At 56.8% G+C, this 17,878-nt stretch carries 16 protein-coding genes and 1 pseudogene; 10 read left to right on the top strand and 7 right to left on the bottom strand.

Annotation, left to right across the window (positions count from 1 at the left end; genetic code table 11):
* Positions 1–4: 4 nt before the first annotated feature.
* Both ASD60_RS20505 and ASD60_RS20500 read right to left on the bottom strand, forming a co-directional pair.
* On the bottom strand, positions 5–937 hold the full coding sequence (locus tag ASD60_RS20505; protein ID WP_082557633.1) for a LysR family transcriptional regulator: 933 nt from the start codon (positions 935–937) through the stop codon (positions 5–7).
* A 127-nt stretch (positions 938–1,064) separates the two neighbouring features.
* Positions 1,065–2,255, bottom strand: coding sequence for an acyl-CoA dehydrogenase family protein (locus ASD60_RS20500; protein WP_056855761.1), 1,191 nt, complete (start codon positions 2,253–2,255; stop codon positions 1,065–1,067).
* A 253-nt stretch (positions 2,256–2,508) separates the two neighbouring features.
* On the opposite strand from ASD60_RS20500, the gene ASD60_RS20495 reads away from it, so the two are divergent.
* Positions 2,509–3,036, top strand: a complete 528-nt coding sequence (locus ASD60_RS20495; protein ID WP_056855760.1) for a flavin reductase — start codon at positions 2,509–2,511, stop codon at positions 3,034–3,036.
* A 16-nt stretch (positions 3,037–3,052) separates the two neighbouring features.
* Positions 3,053–3,748, top strand: coding sequence for an EthD family reductase (locus ASD60_RS20490; RefSeq protein WP_056855759.1), 696 nt, complete (start codon positions 3,053–3,055; stop codon positions 3,746–3,748).
* Between the two features lie 29 nt (positions 3,749–3,777).
* Here the strand turns inward: ASD60_RS20490 and ASD60_RS20485 are convergent, their stop codons facing one another.
* A complete protein-coding gene (locus tag ASD60_RS20485) occupies positions 3,778–4,707 on the bottom strand; it encodes a LysR family transcriptional regulator (protein WP_056855758.1) in 930 nt (309 codons plus the stop codon).
* Between the two features lie 352 nt (positions 4,708–5,059).
* Between ASD60_RS20485 and ASD60_RS20480 the strand changes: the two genes are divergently transcribed.
* Together ASD60_RS20480 and ASD60_RS20475 are read left to right on the top strand one after the other, a co-directional pair.
* Positions 5,060–6,445, top strand: a complete 1,386-nt coding sequence (locus ASD60_RS20480; RefSeq protein WP_056855757.1) for an MFS transporter — start codon at positions 5,060–5,062, stop codon at positions 6,443–6,445.
* A gap of 64 nt (positions 6,446–6,509) precedes the next feature.
* Positions 6,510–7,034, top strand: coding sequence for a nuclear transport factor 2 family protein (locus tag ASD60_RS20475; protein WP_056855756.1), 525 nt, complete (start codon positions 6,510–6,512; stop codon positions 7,032–7,034).
* Positions 7,035–7,105: 71 nt separating this feature from the next.
* On the opposite strand, the pseudogene ASD60_RS29945 reads toward ASD60_RS20475, so the two are convergent.
* From ASD60_RS29945 to ASD60_RS20465, 3 genes and pseudogenes are all read right to left on the bottom strand, one after another.
* A pseudogene (locus ASD60_RS29945) lies at positions 7,106–7,507 on the bottom strand (SOS response-associated peptidase family protein); the annotation flags it as partial.
* Positions 7,508–7,715: 208 nt separating this feature from the next.
* A complete protein-coding gene (locus tag ASD60_RS20470; protein ID WP_056855755.1) occupies positions 7,716–8,597 on the bottom strand; it encodes an NmrA family NAD(P)-binding protein in 882 nt (293 codons plus the stop codon).
* A 267-nt stretch (positions 8,598–8,864) separates the two neighbouring features.
* Positions 8,865–9,494, bottom strand: a complete 630-nt coding sequence (locus ASD60_RS20465; RefSeq protein WP_056855754.1) for a glutathione S-transferase family protein — start codon at positions 9,492–9,494, stop codon at positions 8,865–8,867.
* 166 nt (positions 9,495–9,660) lie between these two features.
* Here ASD60_RS20465 and ASD60_RS20460 point away from each other — a divergent pair, with 166 nt between their 5' ends.
* Both ASD60_RS20460 and ASD60_RS20455 read left to right on the top strand, forming a co-directional pair.
* Positions 9,661–10,086: a MarR family winged helix-turn-helix transcriptional regulator gene (locus tag ASD60_RS20460; protein ID WP_026139907.1), complete on the top strand. Its 426-nt coding sequence runs from the start codon at positions 9,661–9,663 to the stop codon at positions 10,084–10,086.
* Positions 10,087–10,150: 64 nt separating this feature from the next.
* Entirely contained in the window at positions 10,151–10,699 is a 549-nt protein-coding gene (locus ASD60_RS20455; protein WP_056855753.1) for a nuclear transport factor 2 family protein, read from the top strand.
* 95 nt (positions 10,700–10,794) lie between these two features.
* On the opposite strand, the gene ASD60_RS20450 is transcribed toward ASD60_RS20455, so the two are convergent.
* A complete protein-coding gene (locus tag ASD60_RS20450) occupies positions 10,795–11,382 on the bottom strand; it encodes a TetR/AcrR family transcriptional regulator (protein ID WP_056855752.1) in 588 nt (195 codons plus the stop codon).
* A 172-nt stretch (positions 11,383–11,554) separates the two neighbouring features.
* Between ASD60_RS20450 and ASD60_RS20445 the strand changes: the two genes are divergently transcribed.
* From ASD60_RS20445 to ASD60_RS20430, 4 genes are all read left to right on the top strand, one after another.
* Positions 11,555–11,833: a LysR family transcriptional regulator gene (locus ASD60_RS20445; RefSeq protein WP_017846009.1), complete on the top strand. Its 279-nt coding sequence runs from the start codon at positions 11,555–11,557 to the stop codon at positions 11,831–11,833.
* A 140-nt stretch (positions 11,834–11,973) separates the two neighbouring features.
* Positions 11,974–13,218, top strand: coding sequence for a multidrug efflux RND transporter periplasmic adaptor subunit MexE (gene mexE, locus ASD60_RS20440; RefSeq protein WP_056855751.1), 1,245 nt, complete (start codon positions 11,974–11,976; stop codon positions 13,216–13,218).
* Positions 13,219–13,229: 11 nt separating this feature from the next.
* Positions 13,230–16,424: an efflux RND transporter permease subunit gene (locus tag ASD60_RS20435; protein ID WP_056855750.1), complete on the top strand. Its 3,195-nt coding sequence runs from the start codon at positions 13,230–13,232 to the stop codon at positions 16,422–16,424.
* Positions 16,421–17,839, top strand: a complete 1,419-nt coding sequence (locus tag ASD60_RS20430; RefSeq protein ID WP_056855749.1) for an efflux transporter outer membrane subunit — start codon at positions 16,421–16,423, stop codon at positions 17,837–17,839. The genes ASD60_RS20435 and ASD60_RS20430 overlap by 4 nt, the downstream gene beginning before the upstream one ends.
* The last annotated feature ends 39 nt before the right edge of the window (positions 17,840–17,878 follow it).

Here is a 17,878-nt window from a genome sequence, read left to right as displayed (position 1 = left end):
CTCATCAGGTGCGCAACAATTGATTGAGCGCATGGGACAGGTGACGCATCAGGTCAAAGTCGATGGCCGAGAGTTTGCGACCGCGACGGCGCACGATTTGCAGTTCGGTGGACGCCATCTCCGGGCAATCCACCGCTACCGCGACCAACTGCCCGGCTTTGAGCTGGGCGGTGACCAGTACTTCGGCCAGCAACGTGATCGCTCTGTTGGCCTGGACCAGGTCCAACATCACCTGCAGAGAGTTGGCAGTGATGGCCGATGTGATGGTGAACGACTTGCCTCGACAGGCCTGATCAATCAATTCCCTGACGCGATAACCCTGTCCCGGCAGGACCAGATCGGCCGTGGACAATTGCTCCAGGCTGATACTGGCCTGGCGCGCGAAAGGGTGGTCAGGGTGGACAATCGCCTTGAGCGGTTGCGCGATACCGAACTGGCGGCACAACGGTGCATTGGCGTGGGGTGAAAACAACACGCCGATGTGGGCGCGGTCATCGGTCACGATCCGCTGCACTTCCAAAGTATGGGCAGTGATGATTTCAGTGTGCTGGCCAGGATGTTGTTTGAAGAACTCATCGAGCATACCAATCAGCGGTGCGCTGAAGATGCCTTCGCCAATGGCGATGATCGTCTTGCCCATTTGCTCGTTGCGCAGTTCGTTAAGATGGTTTAGGAACGCTTCATGCTCGCTGGCGCGAATGCGGTAATAGTTGACCGCTGCCTGTCCCGCCGTAGTCAGACGGATCCGGTGGGTGCCACATTCAACCAATTCGATGCCCAGGGTCGACTCCAGCTGGTTGATCTGGCGACTGACCGAGGAGGGAGCGATGCCAAGATGGTCGGCCGCGGCACGCATCGAACCGAGTTGGTGGCTGAGAAAAAGGTATCTGATCTGGTTGTCGTTGAGTGCCTGGACGGCATTGATAGAGGCTTCCATAGTGACACCTCGGACGATTGACATGGTGGAGAAATGCCTGGTGAGTGCTTTGCCTGGGTTTGTGCCCGACCCGGTATGCCTCGGTTTGGAGCCCGCCACGGGAGCGCTTCCCATGGCGGTTGGAGTGTCAAGGGTAGGGCGTCGTCGGAGCGATACCGGCAAACAACGCGCCGGCGCTGTCGTAGGTCGCTTCGCCGAGGAACGCATGCTGTGTCACTACCATGGCGTCACGCAGAATCCATTGCAGGCGATTTTCGTCGAATATGGCTGCGGTACCCGCAAGACGATACGCCATCAGCACGACCTCGGCGCAGGTATGGGCAGCATGGGTGGCACTCAGACGCAGCAGATTGGCCTGTTCGGGCGTCACGGTATTGCCGGCCAAGATCGATTCCCAAACGCTGTCCGGCGCTTCATAGAAAAATGCGCGGGCGCTGCGCAGCATGGCTTCGGCCTTGCCAAGCTCGCTGCGGTAATAGGCCCGGTCCCCAAGCCGGGGAGCTCCGGTCATGGTCTTGGTGCTGCCCGACATTGCAGTGACCAGATCTAGGGCCGCGCGAGCCAGACCCAGGTTCACGGCAGCATGGACCTGGGCTTGGTAAGACACCGACGGATAACGGTAAAGCGGCTCGTCGATGGTGGCGGCGGCGCCGCGCACGAAGGTCCAGGCATGGTCGACGGTCTTCTCGTGCAGTTTGAGATCATGGCTTCCGGTACCCTGCATCCCGACAACATTCCAGTTATCGACGATCTGTACCTCGGCTGCCGGAAAAACCGCAGTCAACGGTTTTCCGGCGGTCGCGCCGCCGCCGTTCGCCGGCGTGCCACCAATTCCGACGCCAATCCAGTCGGCACCTTTGCAACCACTGGCGAAGCGCCAGTGACCGCTGACTTCCCAACCGCCCTCTATTTCGCGAGCCGGTTGCAGCGGGTAGAGGCCACCGGCGTATACCTGGTCAGGTCCGTTGGCATAAATCAGCGCTTGGGTTTGCGGGGGCAGGGACGCCAGGTAGATATTGGCCGAGCCAAACGCGGTCACCCAGCCGGCCGAACCGTCAGCCTCGGATACTCGCTCGACGATGCGCAGGAATTCGCTTGGTGGCAGCGCATCGCCACCGAAACATTTTGGGGTGCTCGCGCGGAAGATTCCCACTGCTTTCATTTTTTCGATCATGTCCCGAGGGACGTGGGACCGCTGATTGAACTCATTACGGCGCTCGGCAATCTCCACGATCACGCCGTCCAGGTTTGGCGCTATTACCATCTGCTGGGAATAATCGTGTGATGTTCGTAGATCGAAACTGACTTCACTATTCATCTTGTTCTCCGGTCGGTTTATTACAATCGCCACCAGAATGGGCGACTGCGATACCGTGAATCAAATTCGAAAGCCGAATAGCCGCAATAAACTGGAGGAATAATCCTTTCATCGAACATTTACGGCAGACTTTGAATCTTCGATATCTGGTTATTCTCATAACTAATTTTCCGAATAATTAAAGCGAATTTGACCCTTCTGAACGTACGCCGCAGGATTGAACCACCACTTCAAATACGTCGAGTGAGCGATTATGAACAACAAGCAATCCACACAAGAATTTCGCCAGGCTCTTTCGTTGTTGTCAGCGGCGGTCAATGTTGTCAGTACCGACGGTCCGTTCGGTCGCCTAGGATTGACCGCCAGTGCAGTCTGTTCGGTGACGGACTCGCCACCCACCGTGTTGGTATGCATCAACCGCAACAGCTCTATTCACGAAGCCGTACTCGGCAACGGAGCGCTGTGCGTGAATATTCTGCCTGGGCATCAGGAAGGGGTCGCGCGGCAGTTCGCCGGCATGACCGACGTACCCCCCGCCGAGCGCTTCGCTAGCGAGGACTGGCGTAACGGTGCGACAGGCCTGCCTGTCCTGGAGGATGCCTTGGCCAGTCTTGAAGGAACCATAGTGGACGTCAAGGATGTGGGGTCGCATTCGGTGTTATTCGTCGAGATCCAGCATATTCACCTGCGTGAGGAAGGTGACAGCCTCACCTACTTTGGACGTAATTTTCATCGCTTGGGCCGGGCTGTCCCCGTAGACCAATTTTCCTCCGCATCTTGAACAGGTGGGAATGCCAATGTCCTTGTGCCTTTTTCTGAGCGTCACTACCAACCACGGTGTCGCAGGCGTTGATCCGGTGCAGCTTGAAAGGCTGCTGAGTGAAGTGAGCGGTGTGGTCAGACGGGCCATTCATGTGCCCACGCCTCTGATAGGGGGTGACCCTTTCCTGTCGGCCGACGAGGCCCCGCAATGCGTGATCCAACTTTATTTTACAAAACTCGATGCCCTTGAGTCCGCCATGTGTGCAGACGGGCCTCTGGCATCGGTAATCAATGCTGCCGCTTCGGCTGGCTGCCGCTGGACGCAGCAGGCAATGCTGGTTCGTAAATTTGTCGTACCACATGCTTCGCCGGTCGATCCCGGCTGTCTGGCACGTGCGACTTACCTGGTGGCGTATGAAGGCAAAGCGGAGGATGACGAGGTATGGCTGGCGCATTACCTTCGCCAACATCCTCCGCTGATGGTGAAACTACCTGGTATTCGCGAGGTGGAGGTCTACACCCGGATCGACTATTGCAGCGACTTACTCGCCGAGCGCGTCAGGACACTGCAACGTAACAAAGTCGTGTTCGACTCTATCGCTGCCCTGAGTGATGCTCTGGCTTCACCGTTAAGGGAGGAACTGCGCAAGGATTTTCTAAGCTTGCCTCCATTCACCGGAGCCAGTCCTCACTATCCAATGCAGACCCTTGAGCAATATTTGCCAGGGTAGAAGTGTCTGGCTTTATCCAATATGCCGGGCTATCGCGGCGTAGTGGCCGAGGTGAACAAGGCGATCAGCAGTTCCCTCAGCCATGCAATGCCGGCATCCGAAGAAAAGCGACTGTGGCAATACAACCCGACCGAAATCGTTGGCAACTCTATGGGCAAACGCAACAGGCGATAACCCAGGTTGCGGTTGATATGCGTAGCAATGGCCCGTGGCAGGATCAGTGCCAGATCTGTGGTGGCGACGACTTCCGGTGCAATGGTGAAGTTGGGTACCTTCAACGCTATGTCGCGCTGGATATCAGCACGTCCGAACGCTGTATCAGCGGTCAGTCCGTGGCCTGTGATATTGCTCGAAACGTGTACGTAGCGTAGTGCGCGCAGATCTTCGACGCTCAATGTGTCCTTCGGCAGGGGGTGATCCTTGCGTAACAGGCAAATGAACTCATCCTCAAGCAAGCTCTCGTAAATACAATCTTCGCTCGGTTCAACCAGATAGCCCAAGGCAATGTCGATATCGCCCTTGCGCAACGCCATGCCCAACTGCTCGATGGGCATTTGGTATACATCGAGTCGTATGCCTGGCGCCGTGCGAGCCAGCACTTCCATCAGTGTGGGTAAAACGTAGAGCTGTGACATGTCCGACATGGAAATGCGGAAGGTACGGGCGACCGTTTCAGGCTCGAAATGCGAGTACATCATGAATGCACCGTGAATGATCACGAGCGCATGCTCAATCGGCGCATGTAACCGAATGGCAGCATCCGTTGGCTCCATGGACGTCGCGGTACGTACGAACAACGGATCGTCGAAAACGTCGCGCAGCCTGCGAAGTGCGTGACTTACCGCAGGCTGGCTCAGATGAAGGCGGTCGGCGGCGATCGTCAGACTTCGATGCTCCCAGATGGCCATGAACGTCTTGAGCAGGTTTAGATCGATTGTGGCCATGTTGATGTGCTTCATGGGAAAGCTCCTCGGGTACAGTGCCGGGGCAGAAGAGTGCGACGAATAACCAAACATTCCATTATGCATGTCACGAATATAGGCCTATGTCCCTATTTCGGTCCAGCGTTGAAAAGTGGTTTAAGGCACCAATCCCTGGCGCGAAATATCCGACGAGATGCGATGATTATTTACTGATAATCCGTCGGGCACTTCATTCCAACCACTATTCGCTTTGTGCATTACGTGAATAACTCATCGTCATTTGACCATGCTCTGCAAGAATTTTACCTTTCAAAGGAAGCTCGAAAACAGCCTTGCGTTGCGTTACTCAAGTTTAATTTCAAGAGTGATAAAAATAATGAGAAGAACTATGACTGAGCACGAAAGTACCAAGTCCGGGCAAGGAGCTAATAGTATTGCTCGCTCTGTATTCACGTCAGTAGTTGGGCAAATATTAGAATGGTATGACTTCTTTTTATATGGGACGGCCGCCGCCCTAGTTTTCGGCGAATTGTTTTTTCCGATCAACGAAGATCCTCTGACAGGCACCATCGCCGCTTATGGCGGGCTGGCGTTGGGATTCATCGCGCGGCCCGTTGGCGGAGTATTGTGCGGACACCTTGGCGATCGTTACGGGCGCAAGATGGTGATGACTCTGACCCTTGGGGCCATGGGGGTCGCGACCTTTCTGATGGGATTATTGCCTACCTATCAAAGCGTCGGAATCGCTGCGCCGATCATGCTGGTCCTATTGCGACTGATTCAAGGCCTTGCCGCAGGCGGCGAATGGAGCGCCAGTATTCTAATAATCAGCGAAAACACTCCCCAGAGTCGACGTGGCCGATTTTCGGCCTGGGCCCCTTGTGGAGCGGTGATCGGTTTTGTCCTGTCCACCGGTGCTTTCATGCTGGCTCAGGAAGTATCGGACGAAGCCTTCATGACTTGGGGTTGGCGTATGCCATTTCTTTTCAGCATCGTGCTGATCGGCGTCGGTCTGTACCTTCGCAGTCACATGCAGGAGAGCCATGATTTCGCTCAGGTATCCATGGAGGGCAAGGCGGCACAGGCACCGATCATGGAAGTGTTGCGTTTTCATCCCCGCCAAGTGCTGATGGTGTTCGGGCTGCGCCTGGGAGAGGGATGTGCATCCTGGATGTTCTTCGCGTTCTCCATCGCCTACGGAAAATTCCTGGGCCTATCGAATACTTTCGTACTGGGCGCACTGACCTTCTCCATGGTGCTGATGATTCCCTGCGCCTTGCTGGCCGGTTACGCGTGCGACAAGATAGGTCGCAAGCCGGTGTACCTCACAGGTGCGTTGGCCATGCTGTTTTTCTCCTATCCGTTTTTCCTCATGTTCGATTCAGGCGTACCGTGGATCACCGTGACCGCACTGGTACTGGCCAATGGCGTGGTGCTGGGTATTCTCGAAGGCGCTCAGCCATCCTACATCAGCGAGCTGTTGCCGGCACGTCTGCGCTTCTCCGGTCTTGGCATCGGTCGCGAAGTTGCATCAGTACTGGGCGGCGGTCTGGCGCCGATCATTGCCACGACACTGTTGGCGCACTACCGTTCGCCGGAGCCGATTGCGCTTTACCTTGCCAGCATGGCTCTAGTCACTGTAATCACCGCGCTCATCACGCCGGAAACCTACCCACGGTCCCAGCGCTTGCGTGATCGTGAACTGGAGGCGCAAGGCGAAAAGGAGTCAGCGATGACCAAGCCAAACGCTGAAACTCGCCCGGTCATCGGGTGACAATCATCTGTACCGCGGCCTGCGAGGCCGCGATCAGACTATTGAACAAAGAGGGCAGGCAGTGATGGAAGTTGAGGATCGGCTTGAACGACTGGAATACAGACTCTGGCAACTTGAAAGCGAGCACGCGATCCGCGTCTGCATGAACCGCTATATGCAGCTGTGCGACGATCTGGGTGTTAACTCGCCGCTGGACGAGCTGGCCGGACTATTCACCGAAAATGCAGTGTGGGAAGGTAAGGGCCCCAGGTATGAAAAAGCATTTGGCGGCTACCGTGGCCGCGAAGCGATCAAGGCGATGTTCGCCACTTACATGGTTGACCCCGCGCATTTTGTGCTCAACGTGCACTTCCTCACTTCTGAGCTGATTCAGGTCCGTGAAGACCAGGCTGACGCCAACTGGATCATGCTACAAACCTCAACTTTTGCCAGTGGAGCCTCTCACCTCAACAGCGCTCGGTTATTAGTGAGATTTGCCAGCGAAGGCGGCATGTGGCGTATTGCACACTTTCAAACCGAAAATCTGTTCAGCCGCCCCGTGACTGCCTGGGCAAGCAGCGCCGAGCTGCCGGTCCCGATGAAAGGGTAATCAAGAAGCCCGGCTTTATTTGTCGTCCGAGGGTCGGAGTTCCCGAAACGGGAACAAGCAAATGCCGGCCATCATTGCGTACATTTCTCGCGACCTTCAACACCTCGTACCAATCGAAACCCTTCACTGGTCGGCGGTGCTACTGGGCACCCCGGGCGCGCCGTGGCGAGGTGTTCAGGCCGCCACTCCCGTGCCTGCTCATGCGACAGGACCAATGGCCGACGATTATGGATTTCCAGCATCCTGCAGTCGCTGGCGGTTGTGACGACCACAAAGCCATCGCCCTCCATCGAACTGGCTGGTAGGTCGTACTGAGCAAGGCCGCCATAGAACTTCGGCGTATGTTCCTTGAGGATTAAGTAGTACGGCTGTTTTTGCTTCGGATCCGTGGGATCTTCTACCCACTCGAACCAGCCGTTGACAGGGACAAGTGCTCGGCCCGGCGGCCAAAAATCCTTAAAGAACCGGTTGGTCGCCTTCGTCTCGAATCAGCCCAGGCCGGCGGGCACTACAGGTGTTGATGCAATTCGAGTCACCACGCTTAGTGATCAAAGCCAGTTACATGTCCGCTTCTGGCCGATTACTGTCCTTCGGACAGACTGCGGTTGGCCGTATGCGGGCGACGACGAACGTCCGCTTTTTCCGCCCAAAGCAGTCATTCGCGGCCGCCTAGTAAAAGCTTTATCTGGTGAGCAGTTCCTTGTGCAAGGTCACGAACGCTTGAACAGTCATCGGTGGCTGTCCCGTAACCTCGCCAATAATGGAATCCTCACCCTCGAACACGCCGTGCTGGTAGTCCTTTGCAACTTCCAGCAGATGCTGAATGAGGAAAGGCTGTAGGCCATCGCTCTGCAGCTCCTGGCGGTACTGATCCAGTGTTATCGCCACGTACTTGATCTCACGACCCAATACTCTGCCGACTTCGTCAGCTATGGCCTGCTGGTTCAGTTCAACCGGACCGTGCAGCGGGTACGTCCTGCCCTTGTGGGATTGTGGGTTTTCCAAGATTGCAGCGATCAGTCGAGCCTGATCCTCTGCTGCGATCGGGGCGTGACGACCTGAACCAAACGGCAGGCGAATCTCGCCATGTTCAACAATATGTTTGCGCCAGTGCGGGTAGATCAGCCACTGTGCAAAGTAAGTCGGTCGCAGGTGCGTCATATCCAGGCCCGACCAGTCAAACACTCGCTCGGCAGTGTAGTGATTAAGGGCCGCGTGACTCTGGGCCACGCGACGTGCGGAAATTTGAGACATGTTTACAACTGACTCTACCCCGGCTTCTTTAGCAGCCAGAGCGAAGTGGGCAGTCGCTTCAATCAAGCCAGGTGCGATTGGGTAAACGAAATAAGCTCGCTTGATGCCTTCAAGCGCTGCTCGAACAGCGTTCAAGTCCAGCAGGTCCGCGACCACAACTTCGGCGCCCAATTGGCGCAGTTTGGCCGCTCGATCATCGTCCGTGCGGACTAGCGCACGGACCGCGTGTTTTTTCTGGCGCAGTATTTCAACGGTGCTCCGGCCGGTAAAACCACTGGCACCGGTAACGAGTATGGTGGGGCTTGTCATCGATCTTCTCTCTCTTTTGGTTTTCGACTGCATAATGGCCATGGTTCGTATGATGGCTGTAATATGGTTATATGATAGCTATCATCTTTGTCAACGTGTTCTTTAGCTCTAGGGAATTCAGAACGTAAGTTTTAGGGGGGTAGGCAGTGTAGGCGGGGACTGGAGGGACGTCAGCAATCTGACGAGAGGACTGGCAACCACCGGAATGAGTGTACCGCACGCCTAACGAGGGTCCGAAGACAAAGTCGGCGGGTTGATGGATCATTTTCACGATGACGGCTTGGATTCAAATGCTTGCATGCCCAGCTTCACTCCAGGTCGGGCCTCTATCAACGCCAGCCAGCGTGCCATGCGGGGCAACTTTTCCCAATGAATTTGGTCACGCACCGATCTTGCAAAAGTGAACGCAGAAATATCGGCCATTGAAAAGGTATCGCCCGCTATGTACCCGCCCTCGAGAAATGCCTCTGCCGTCATCAGATGTTCCAACGCTCGTCGGCTTAATGGTGCAGATGCATCTTGCTGCCCTATCTGGCGCAGAAAAAAAGCAGCGTGGCTTGGGGCGATGACATCCGTGACGAAGAAATAAAACCGGTCATAGACCCGGTACCGTTGAGGACTCGGCTCTCTGGGCGACAGCCGACCAGGGGCGTGTTCGTCAGCATACTGAATAATGCCATTTGACTGATTGATTACAAGGGGAGGTGAGAGGCTGTGATTTACAAATGTCGGAGCCTTACCTAACGGGTTAAGCGCCAGATATTCTGGGGCACGCTGATCGCCAGAGAGAAGGTCAAGGCACCTCGGGGTAAATTCTATGCCCGCTTCAGCCAAGGCGATTGCAGCTCGTACACTATTCCCCGTTGATGCGCCATAAAGCTCCCGTACCTCAGACATAAAGTTCTAACCTCGTAAAATTGGTTACGCGAATGCGTCCACGAAGGGACGATGTATGACGGTTTCAGCAATTTTGCTGACCTCTTAGGACTCGTCGGCGCTGAGCACAGCCTCAGTGCCTCAATTTGTACTTGACTGGTGTGTATTTACACATATGATGGACGTCATGAAAAGCCCCCATGGCGCCGACCTTTGTCATTGCCTCGCCGCGAGACGCCATGCGCGTCTGCTGACCCGCCTCTACGATCGGCATCTGTTTGCTGCGAAACTCACTGTCTCGCAGTTTTCGACTCTTGCGTTGATCAATGAGCATCCCGGGATCCTGATCGCCGAATTGGCTGAGGTAATGGTCATGGAACGAACTACGTTGGTTCGGGCACTGAAGCCACTGCAGAACGAAGGTTATGTCGCTAGCCATGCCGAAGGGCCGCGTTCTGCCATCAGGCTCTCGCTGTCTGCGCAAGGACGAGCGAAGTTGGAGGAGGCCGAGCCCTATTGGAAAGCCGCGCAGCGTGAGCGTGAGGATCAAATCGGCGGGGTCGCAGCAGTTCTGATTCGTAACTCACTTCTTCAGCAGGCCGGTGGCGAATAAATTTTTTTGCGTGTTTGGTGTGTAATTGCACATATGATTCTTACCCAGAAATGAGGAAGTACTCATGAAAGCTTTTCCAAGAGTTCCGTCCCAGAGCGCTGTCGATCCAGCGGAGCGAATCAGTGCGATCGACTTCGTGAGCAGGCTCAATTGGTGGTTCGAGACTTGGGATGTGGAGGCAATGGTCGATGCTTTTCTACCGGACGCCGTCGCGTACCACTTCCATGGCACCATTCGTGGCCACGATGAGATTCGCCAGTTCTTCAAGAAGGACTATCCGTATCTGATTCCTGGGGTCAGCCGACACGCTACCAATCACATTGTCGATGTCGATGAAGACGGTGTGGTGGTGCGCTATCAGAATTTGCTTGTGCGCTACGCCACCCCAGAGTCGGCAGCGATACTGGGAGATGGCCAAGCCATCGATAGCCCCGATGATTTGCCTGCCATCTGGCTCTACTCGCCAATGATGGATCGCTTGCGTCGAACTGAACACGGCTGGAAAGTCTTCGAGCGGTTCATAGGTGGTTCAGCCATCAACACGAGGCTTAACCCACCGATAACTGATCCTGCTCAACTTGCCAAGTACATGCCCCAATTAAAGCAAGCGTAAGACCTGCCATCGTCGAGTAGAAATGAAAGGGGGGGCGTTCCACACATATTCGGATTAGCGAAGCCCTTGCTAACAGTAAGTCAGTCTTCATCCTTTCAGCGGCGCTTAGCAGCACGCTCTTTTTTTGTGGGAGTGACAGGCCAGGCATTAATGACCGATTGTAGAAACTGCTCAGACAGTTCGGGGCTATCTAGCGCTCTGGCAATTAGCATCGCCCCCGCGATCGATGACAGGACGCGTAGTGACTCTTGGTACTTCTCTTCATGATTTTCGCCTTCGACCAACGCCATCAGGGTGTCAATCAAATGCTCGACGCCTCTGGTGAAGGAGCTGCTGACGGTGCCACCGGTACGCGCGACATCCGCACCCAATGCAGGAATGGGACAACCCTCGGTCCAGTTATCCAGATGCGCTTGTGTCAGATACGTCTTGACGAGCTCGGGAATAGATTTGGCATTTTGCCAATCCTGAATATTGGACTCGAATGTCCGGCTGACCGCTTCTGACGCGAGCTGTTCCTTGCCACCCGGAAACTGTCCGTAGAACCCGCCATGGGTCAGGCCAACCGAGCGCGAGAGCTCACCGATACCAATTCCGTCGATGCCTTTTTCCCGATACAGCCGTGACGCTGCAGTAAGGATGGCTTCTTTGTTGGCAGCGGCCTGGTCTTTCGTCACTTTCATGAAATTGCTCCTGTGGCCAGGTTGGCATCGCCTGGACATAACGATGTAGATGGGCTGGCTTTCATGATATTCGTCATATAAAGTTGCTGCAATGGCTGTATAGGCATCTGCAGAAGTCTCGCGGATCCCATGGCTTTAGCTCAAGTCAATAACTCCCCGGTGGACCGGCCCCATGAAACGGAATGATCTGCGCTGTATCGATCTGAATCTGCTGGTGGTGTTCGAAGCGCTTATTCAGGAGCGCAACCTTACCCGCGCCGCTGAAAAATTATCTCTTGGTCAGCCAGCGGTCAGCGCTGCGCTGGTGCGTTTGCGCAGGTTGTTCAACGACCCTCTGTTCGAGCGCATCGGTCGTCGAATGGTGCCCACCTCACGAGCATTGCGTGCTGCACAGACGCTCGGGCCGGCGTTGGATTGCGTGTGTACTGCAATCACCGACACCAGGGTTTAACCGGGCTGATCCCTTTTTTTGTCATTAAACATGACGACCATCATTATTGATGATAGCCAACTTCACTCCCTTCGATTCGTCGTGACCTCGCGCGAGGCCGAGAATCCGCAAATTCCCAAACCGTCTGGCGGACACAACCCATGGAACAGTCACTCAAACCTTTGCGTTATCCCCTTGCTGCGTTGGCGCTGGTAGCGCTTGCCGCGTGTGAACGCACACCCGATGCCGCGCAGGCTCCCGGGGCGCCGCACGTCACCGTCGCGAAAGTGCTTGAGCAACCCATTACCGAGTGGGATGAAGTCACTGCTCGCCTGGAAGCACCAGAAACCGTAGAGGTTCGCCCACGGGTGTCGGGCCAGATCGAACGCGTTGCTTTTACCGATGGTGTGCTGGTGAAGAAGGGCGATTTGCTGTTCCAGATCGATCCGCGTCCGTTCGAACATGAAGTGCATCGCATCGAGGCGCAGCTGCAACAGGCACGCGCCACTCTGGTCCGCACTGGCAACGAAGCGCAGCGCGGCCAGCGTCTGTTAGGCAGCAACGCGATCTCCGCCGAGCTCGCCGACACTCGCACGACCACCGCGCAGGAAGCCCGGTCCGGTGTCGATGCGATTCAGGCGCAGCTGGATCTGGCGCGTTTGAATCTCAGCTTCACCCGCGTCACGGCGCCCATCACCGGTCGCGTCAGCCGCGCGGAAATCACCGCCGGCAACATCGTCACCGCCGACACCACCGCGCTGACCAGCGTGGTCTCCACCGACAAGGTCTACGCCTACTTTGATGCGGACGAACGCATGTTCCTCAAGTACAGCCTGCTTTCCCGCCAGGGCCAGCGCGGCCAGACCACACCGGTGTATATGGGCCTGTCGAACGAGGATGGCAACACGCACCTTGGGCACATGAACTTTGTCGACAACCAGGTAAACCCGAAAACCGGCACCATCCGAGGCCGCGCGGTTTTTGATAACGCCGACGATCAGTACACCCCTGGTCTGTATGCGCGCTTAAAACTGGTGGGCAGCGCTGCCTATCCCGGTCTGTTGATCAAAGACGAGGCGGTGGGCACCGACCTCGGCAAGAAATTCGTACTGGTGGTCGACCAGGACAACAAAGCGGTTTATCGCAGCGTCGATCTGGGGCCGAAACTGGAAGGCTTGCGCATCGTGCGCAACGGCTTGCAGAAAGAGGATCGCATCGTCATCAACGGCTTACAGCGCGTTCGTCCCGGTGCGTTGATCGATCCACAGGACGCGCCGATGGCCAGCCCGGAAACGGTCACCACACTGGCCCGCCAGCGTCAGGCGATCGAAGCCGCCAATCAACCTGCTTCAGCTAAATCGCCTGCGCTGGTGAAAGCTGAATCTGCCGCTGCACCTCGCGGATAAGGAGCACTGACATGAAGTTCTCCCAGTTCTTCATCACGCGGCCAATTTTCGCCGCCGTGCTGTCGCTGCTGATCCTGATCGCCGGCGCCATCTCGCTGTTCCAGTTGCCGATCAGCGAATACCCGGAAGTGGTGCCACCAACCGTGGTGGTCCACGCCAACTACCCAGGCGCCAACCCCAAGGTCATTGGCGAAACGGTTGCCGCGCCACTTGAGCAAGCCATCACCGGCGTCGAGAACATGCTGTATATGTCCTCGCAATCCACAGCTGACGGCCGGCTCACCCTCACCGTGACATTCGCCTTGGGCACCGACCTGGACAACGCCCAGGTGCAGGTGCAGAACCGTGTGACCCGCACCGAACCGAAGCTGCCCGAGGAAGTGACACGCATCGGTATCACCGTCGACAAAGCTTCACCCGAGCTGACATTACTCGTGCATCTAGTGTCGCCGGACAAGCGTTACGACATGCTTTACCTGTCCAACTACGCGATCCTTAACGTCAAGGATGAGCTGGCGCGTTTGAACGGTATCGGTGATGTTCAGCTGTTCGGCATGGGCGATTACTCGCTGCGTATCTGGCTTGATCCGGATAAAACCGCGTCACGCAATCTGACCGCCATCGATGTGGTCAATGCGGTGCGCGAACAGAACCGTCAGGTCGCTGCCGGGCAACTGGGTTCGCCTCCTGCGCCGAATGCCACGAGCTTTCAGATGTCGATCAACTCGCAGGGGCGATTGGTCAGCGAAGAAGAGTTTGAAAACGTGATCATCCGAAGCGGCCCGAAAGGCGAAATCACGCGCCTGAAGGACATTGCCCGGATCGAACTGGGTTCCAATCAATACGCCTTGCGCGCCTTGCTCAATAACCAGGAAGCGGTGGCGATGCCGATCTTCCAGCGTCCGGGTTCCAACGCCATCGACATCTCCGACCAGGTGCGAGCGAAGATGGCCGAGCTGAAGAAAAACTTCCCGGAAGGCATGGATTTCGAGATCGTCTACGACCCGACCATCTTCGTCCGCAGTTCGATTGAAGCGGTGGTGCACACGCTGTTCGAAGCACTGATCCTCGTGGTGCTGGTGGTGATTCTGTTCCTGCAAACCTGGCGCGCCTCGATCATTCCGCTGGTGGCCGTGCCGGTGTCGCTGATCGGTACGTTTGCCGTGATGCACTTGCTCGGCTTCTCGCTCAATGCGCTGTCGTTGTTCGGTTTGGTGTTGGCCATCGGCATCGTGGTCGACGATGCAATTGTGGTGGTGGAGAACGTCGAACGAAACATCGAGTCCGGGCTGGAACCGGTCGAGGCGACCAAGAAAGCCATGGGCGAAGTGACCGGACCGATCATCGCCACGGCGCTGGTGCTGTGCGCGGTGTTCGTGCCAGCGGCTTTCATCTCGGGCCTGACGGGGCAGTTTTATAAACAGTTCGCGTTGACCATTGCCATTTCCACGGTGATCTCGGCGTTCAACTCGCTGACCTTGTCACCGGCGTTGGCCGCGGTATTGCTCAAGGCCCATGGCGCGCCGAAAGACCGCTTTTCCAAAGTGCTCGACCGCTTGCTCGGTAGCTGGGTGTTCAAGCCATTCAACCGCTTCTTCGAAAAGGCCAGCCATGGTTATGTGGTTGCGGTGGCGAAAATCGTGCGCGGCAGTAGTGTCGCTTTGTTGATCTACGCTGGCCTGATCGCCATGACCTACATGGGTTTCAGCACCACGCCGACCGGCTTTGTGCCGACCCAGGACAAAAAGTACCTGGTGACCTTCGCGCAACTGCCGGATGCCGCGAGTCTCGATCGCACGGAATCGGTGATCCGACGCATGAGCACCATCGCCATGAACGAGCCGGGTTTCGACAGCGCCGTGGCTTTTCCGGGCCTGTCGATCAACGGATTTACCAACAGCCCGAACGCCGGCATCGCCTTTATCGGCTTGCGTCCCTTCGATGAGCGCAAGGACTCGGGGCTGTCCGCCGGGGCGATTTCCGCCTCGCTCAACGCCAAGTTCGGTGGAATTCAGGACGCCTATATCGCCGTCTTCCCGCCACCACCGGTGCAGGGCCTCGGTACCATCGGCGGCTTCCGTTTGCAGATCGAAGACCGTGGCAACCTCGGGTATGACGAGCTATACAAAGAGACCATGAACATCATCGGCAAGAGCCGCATTGTTCCAGAGCTGGCCAACCTGTTCACCAGCTACACCGTCAACGTGCCGCAGGTCGAAGCGGCGATCGATCGGGAGAAAGCCAAGACCCACGGCGTGAAGATCAACGACATCTTCGACACCTTGCAGGTCTACCTGGGCTCGCTGTACGCCAATGACTTCAACCGTTTCGGCCGGACTTATCAGGTCAACGTACAAGCCGAGCAACAGTTCCGCCAGGAACCGCAACAGATCGGCCAGTTGAAGGTGCGCAATGATCGCGGCGAGATGATCCCGCTAGCCACGTTCGTCAAGGTCAGCCCGACATCAGGCCCTGACCGGGTCTCGCACTACAACGGTTTTCTCACCGCAGAAATCAACGGCAGTGCAGCACCCGGCTACAGCTCCGGCCAGGCACAGGCCGCCATTGAAAAACTGCTGAAGGCAGAATTGCCCAACGGCATGACGTACGAGTGGACTGACCTGACCTACCAGCAGATCTTGTCGGGCAACACGGCTTTGCTTGTGTTCCCGCTTTGCGTGCTGTTGGCGTTCCTGGTTTTGGCTGCGCTGTATGAAAGCTGGAGCCTGCCATTGGCAGTGATTCTGATCGTGCCGATGACCCTGCTGTCGGCGATTGCCGGAGTGATCATTTCCAAGGGCGACAACAACATCTTCACCCAGATCGGCTTGATCGTGCTGGTCGGCCTGGCCTGCAAGAACGCGATTCTGATCGTCGAGTTCGCCAAGGACAAACAAGACCAGGGCATGTCGCCGTTGGAGGCGGTGCTGGAAGCCTGCCGCATGCGTCTGCGGCCGATTCTGATGACGTCCTTCGCCTTCATCATGGGTGTGATTCCATTGGTGACATCCACTGGTGCCGGCTCGGAGATGCGTCGTGCGATGGGTGTCGCGGTGTTCTCCGGAATGCTCGGTGTGACCTTCTTCGGGTTGCTGCTGACGCCCGTGTTCTTCGTTCTGATCCGTCGCTACATCGAGCGCAAAAATGCGCGCAGCGTCACCAAGGCCGATCAGGCAAACGCACTCAATCAGGAGGCACATTCATGAACACCCTGAAGCTTTTTTTACCCAGCCTTCTGGTCGTCGCGCTCGCCGCCTGCACGGTGGGCCCCGACTACAAAACGCCCGACACCGCGCCTGCCAACATAGAGTCGGCGCAAGCCGGCCACTATGATCAATCGCGTTTTGAAACGGTGTGGTGGCAGCAGTTTGATGACCCCACGCTGAACCAGTTGGTGAGTAAATCTCTGGAAGGCAACCGCGACTTGCGCGTCGCGTTTGCCCGCTGGAAAGCGGCCCGTGCGATTCGTGACGACATCAGCAACGACAATTTGCCGGTCGTCACTAGCCGCGTCAGCAGTCAGCAGGGCAAGTCGCAAGTGCCGGGCCAGACCGACAGACGAGTTAATATCGAGCGTTACGATCTGGGCCTAGACATGGCGTGGGAAGTAGATCTCTTCGGCCGGATCCAGCGCCAACTTGAATCCAGTAACGCTCAGGAAGATGCTGCGGCGGCAGACTTGTATCAGCTTCGCGTCACGATGATTGCCGAGCTGGTGGATGCCTACGGCCAATTACGCGGCGCGCAGCTGCGGGAAGAAATTGCCTTAGCGAATTTGAAGAATCAGCAAGACTCGCGCAACGTGACGGTCAGCCTGCGCGACGCGGGCGTGGGCAACGAGCTCGACGTGGTGCGTGCCGACGCACGTTTGGCGGCTGTCGAAGCGACTGTTCCGCAACTGCAAGCGGAGCAGGTACGGCAGAAAAACCGCATCGCAACACTCTTGGGTGAGCGCCCGGATACATTGAGCGTGTCGTTGAACCCCGCCGAGTTGCCCGCTATCGCCAAAGCACTGCCGATCGGTGATCCCTCCGAGTTGTTGCGCCGGCGTCCCGATGTGCTAGCCGCCGAGCGCAGGCTGGCTTCCGCTACGGCAGATATTGGCGTGGCCACCGCAGACCTGTTTCCAAGGGTGAGCTTGAGCGGATTCCTCGGTTTCACCGCCGGCCGTGGTTCGCAGATTGGCTCCAGCGCGGCCAGAGCCTGGGGCTTGGGACCGAGCATTACCTGGGCGGCCTTTGACCTGGGCAGCGTACGGGCGCGCCTTCGGGGTGTCGACGCCAATGCCGAAGGCGCCTTGGCCACTTATGAACAACAAGTACTGCTGGCGCTGGAAGAGTCGGAAAACGCCTTCAGCGATTACGGAAAACGCCAGCAGCGGTTGCTGTCGTTGATCAAGCAGAGTGAGTCGAGCCGTGCGGCGGCAGACCTGGCGGCTATCCAGTACAAGGAAGGCACGGTGGATTATCTGGTGCTGCTGGATGCACAGCGTGAACGGCTGAACGCCGAGAACGCTCAAGCACTGGGTGAAATTGATGAGTACCGGGGAATAGTCGCGATTTACAAAGCGTTGGGGGGAGGTTGGGACAGCGGTGATGGCAGGGTCGCGAGCATTTATTGATAGACCGATCGAAACCCCTTGGCGAAATCTCTGGCGCTA

This window comes from Pseudomonas sp. Root562 (assembly GCF_001427125.1).
GTDB lineage: Bacteria > Pseudomonadota > Gammaproteobacteria > Pseudomonadales > Pseudomonadaceae > Aquipseudomonas.
Note: the sequence above shows the minus strand (reverse complement) of the source record. Positions and strands in the feature narration are given on the sequence as shown.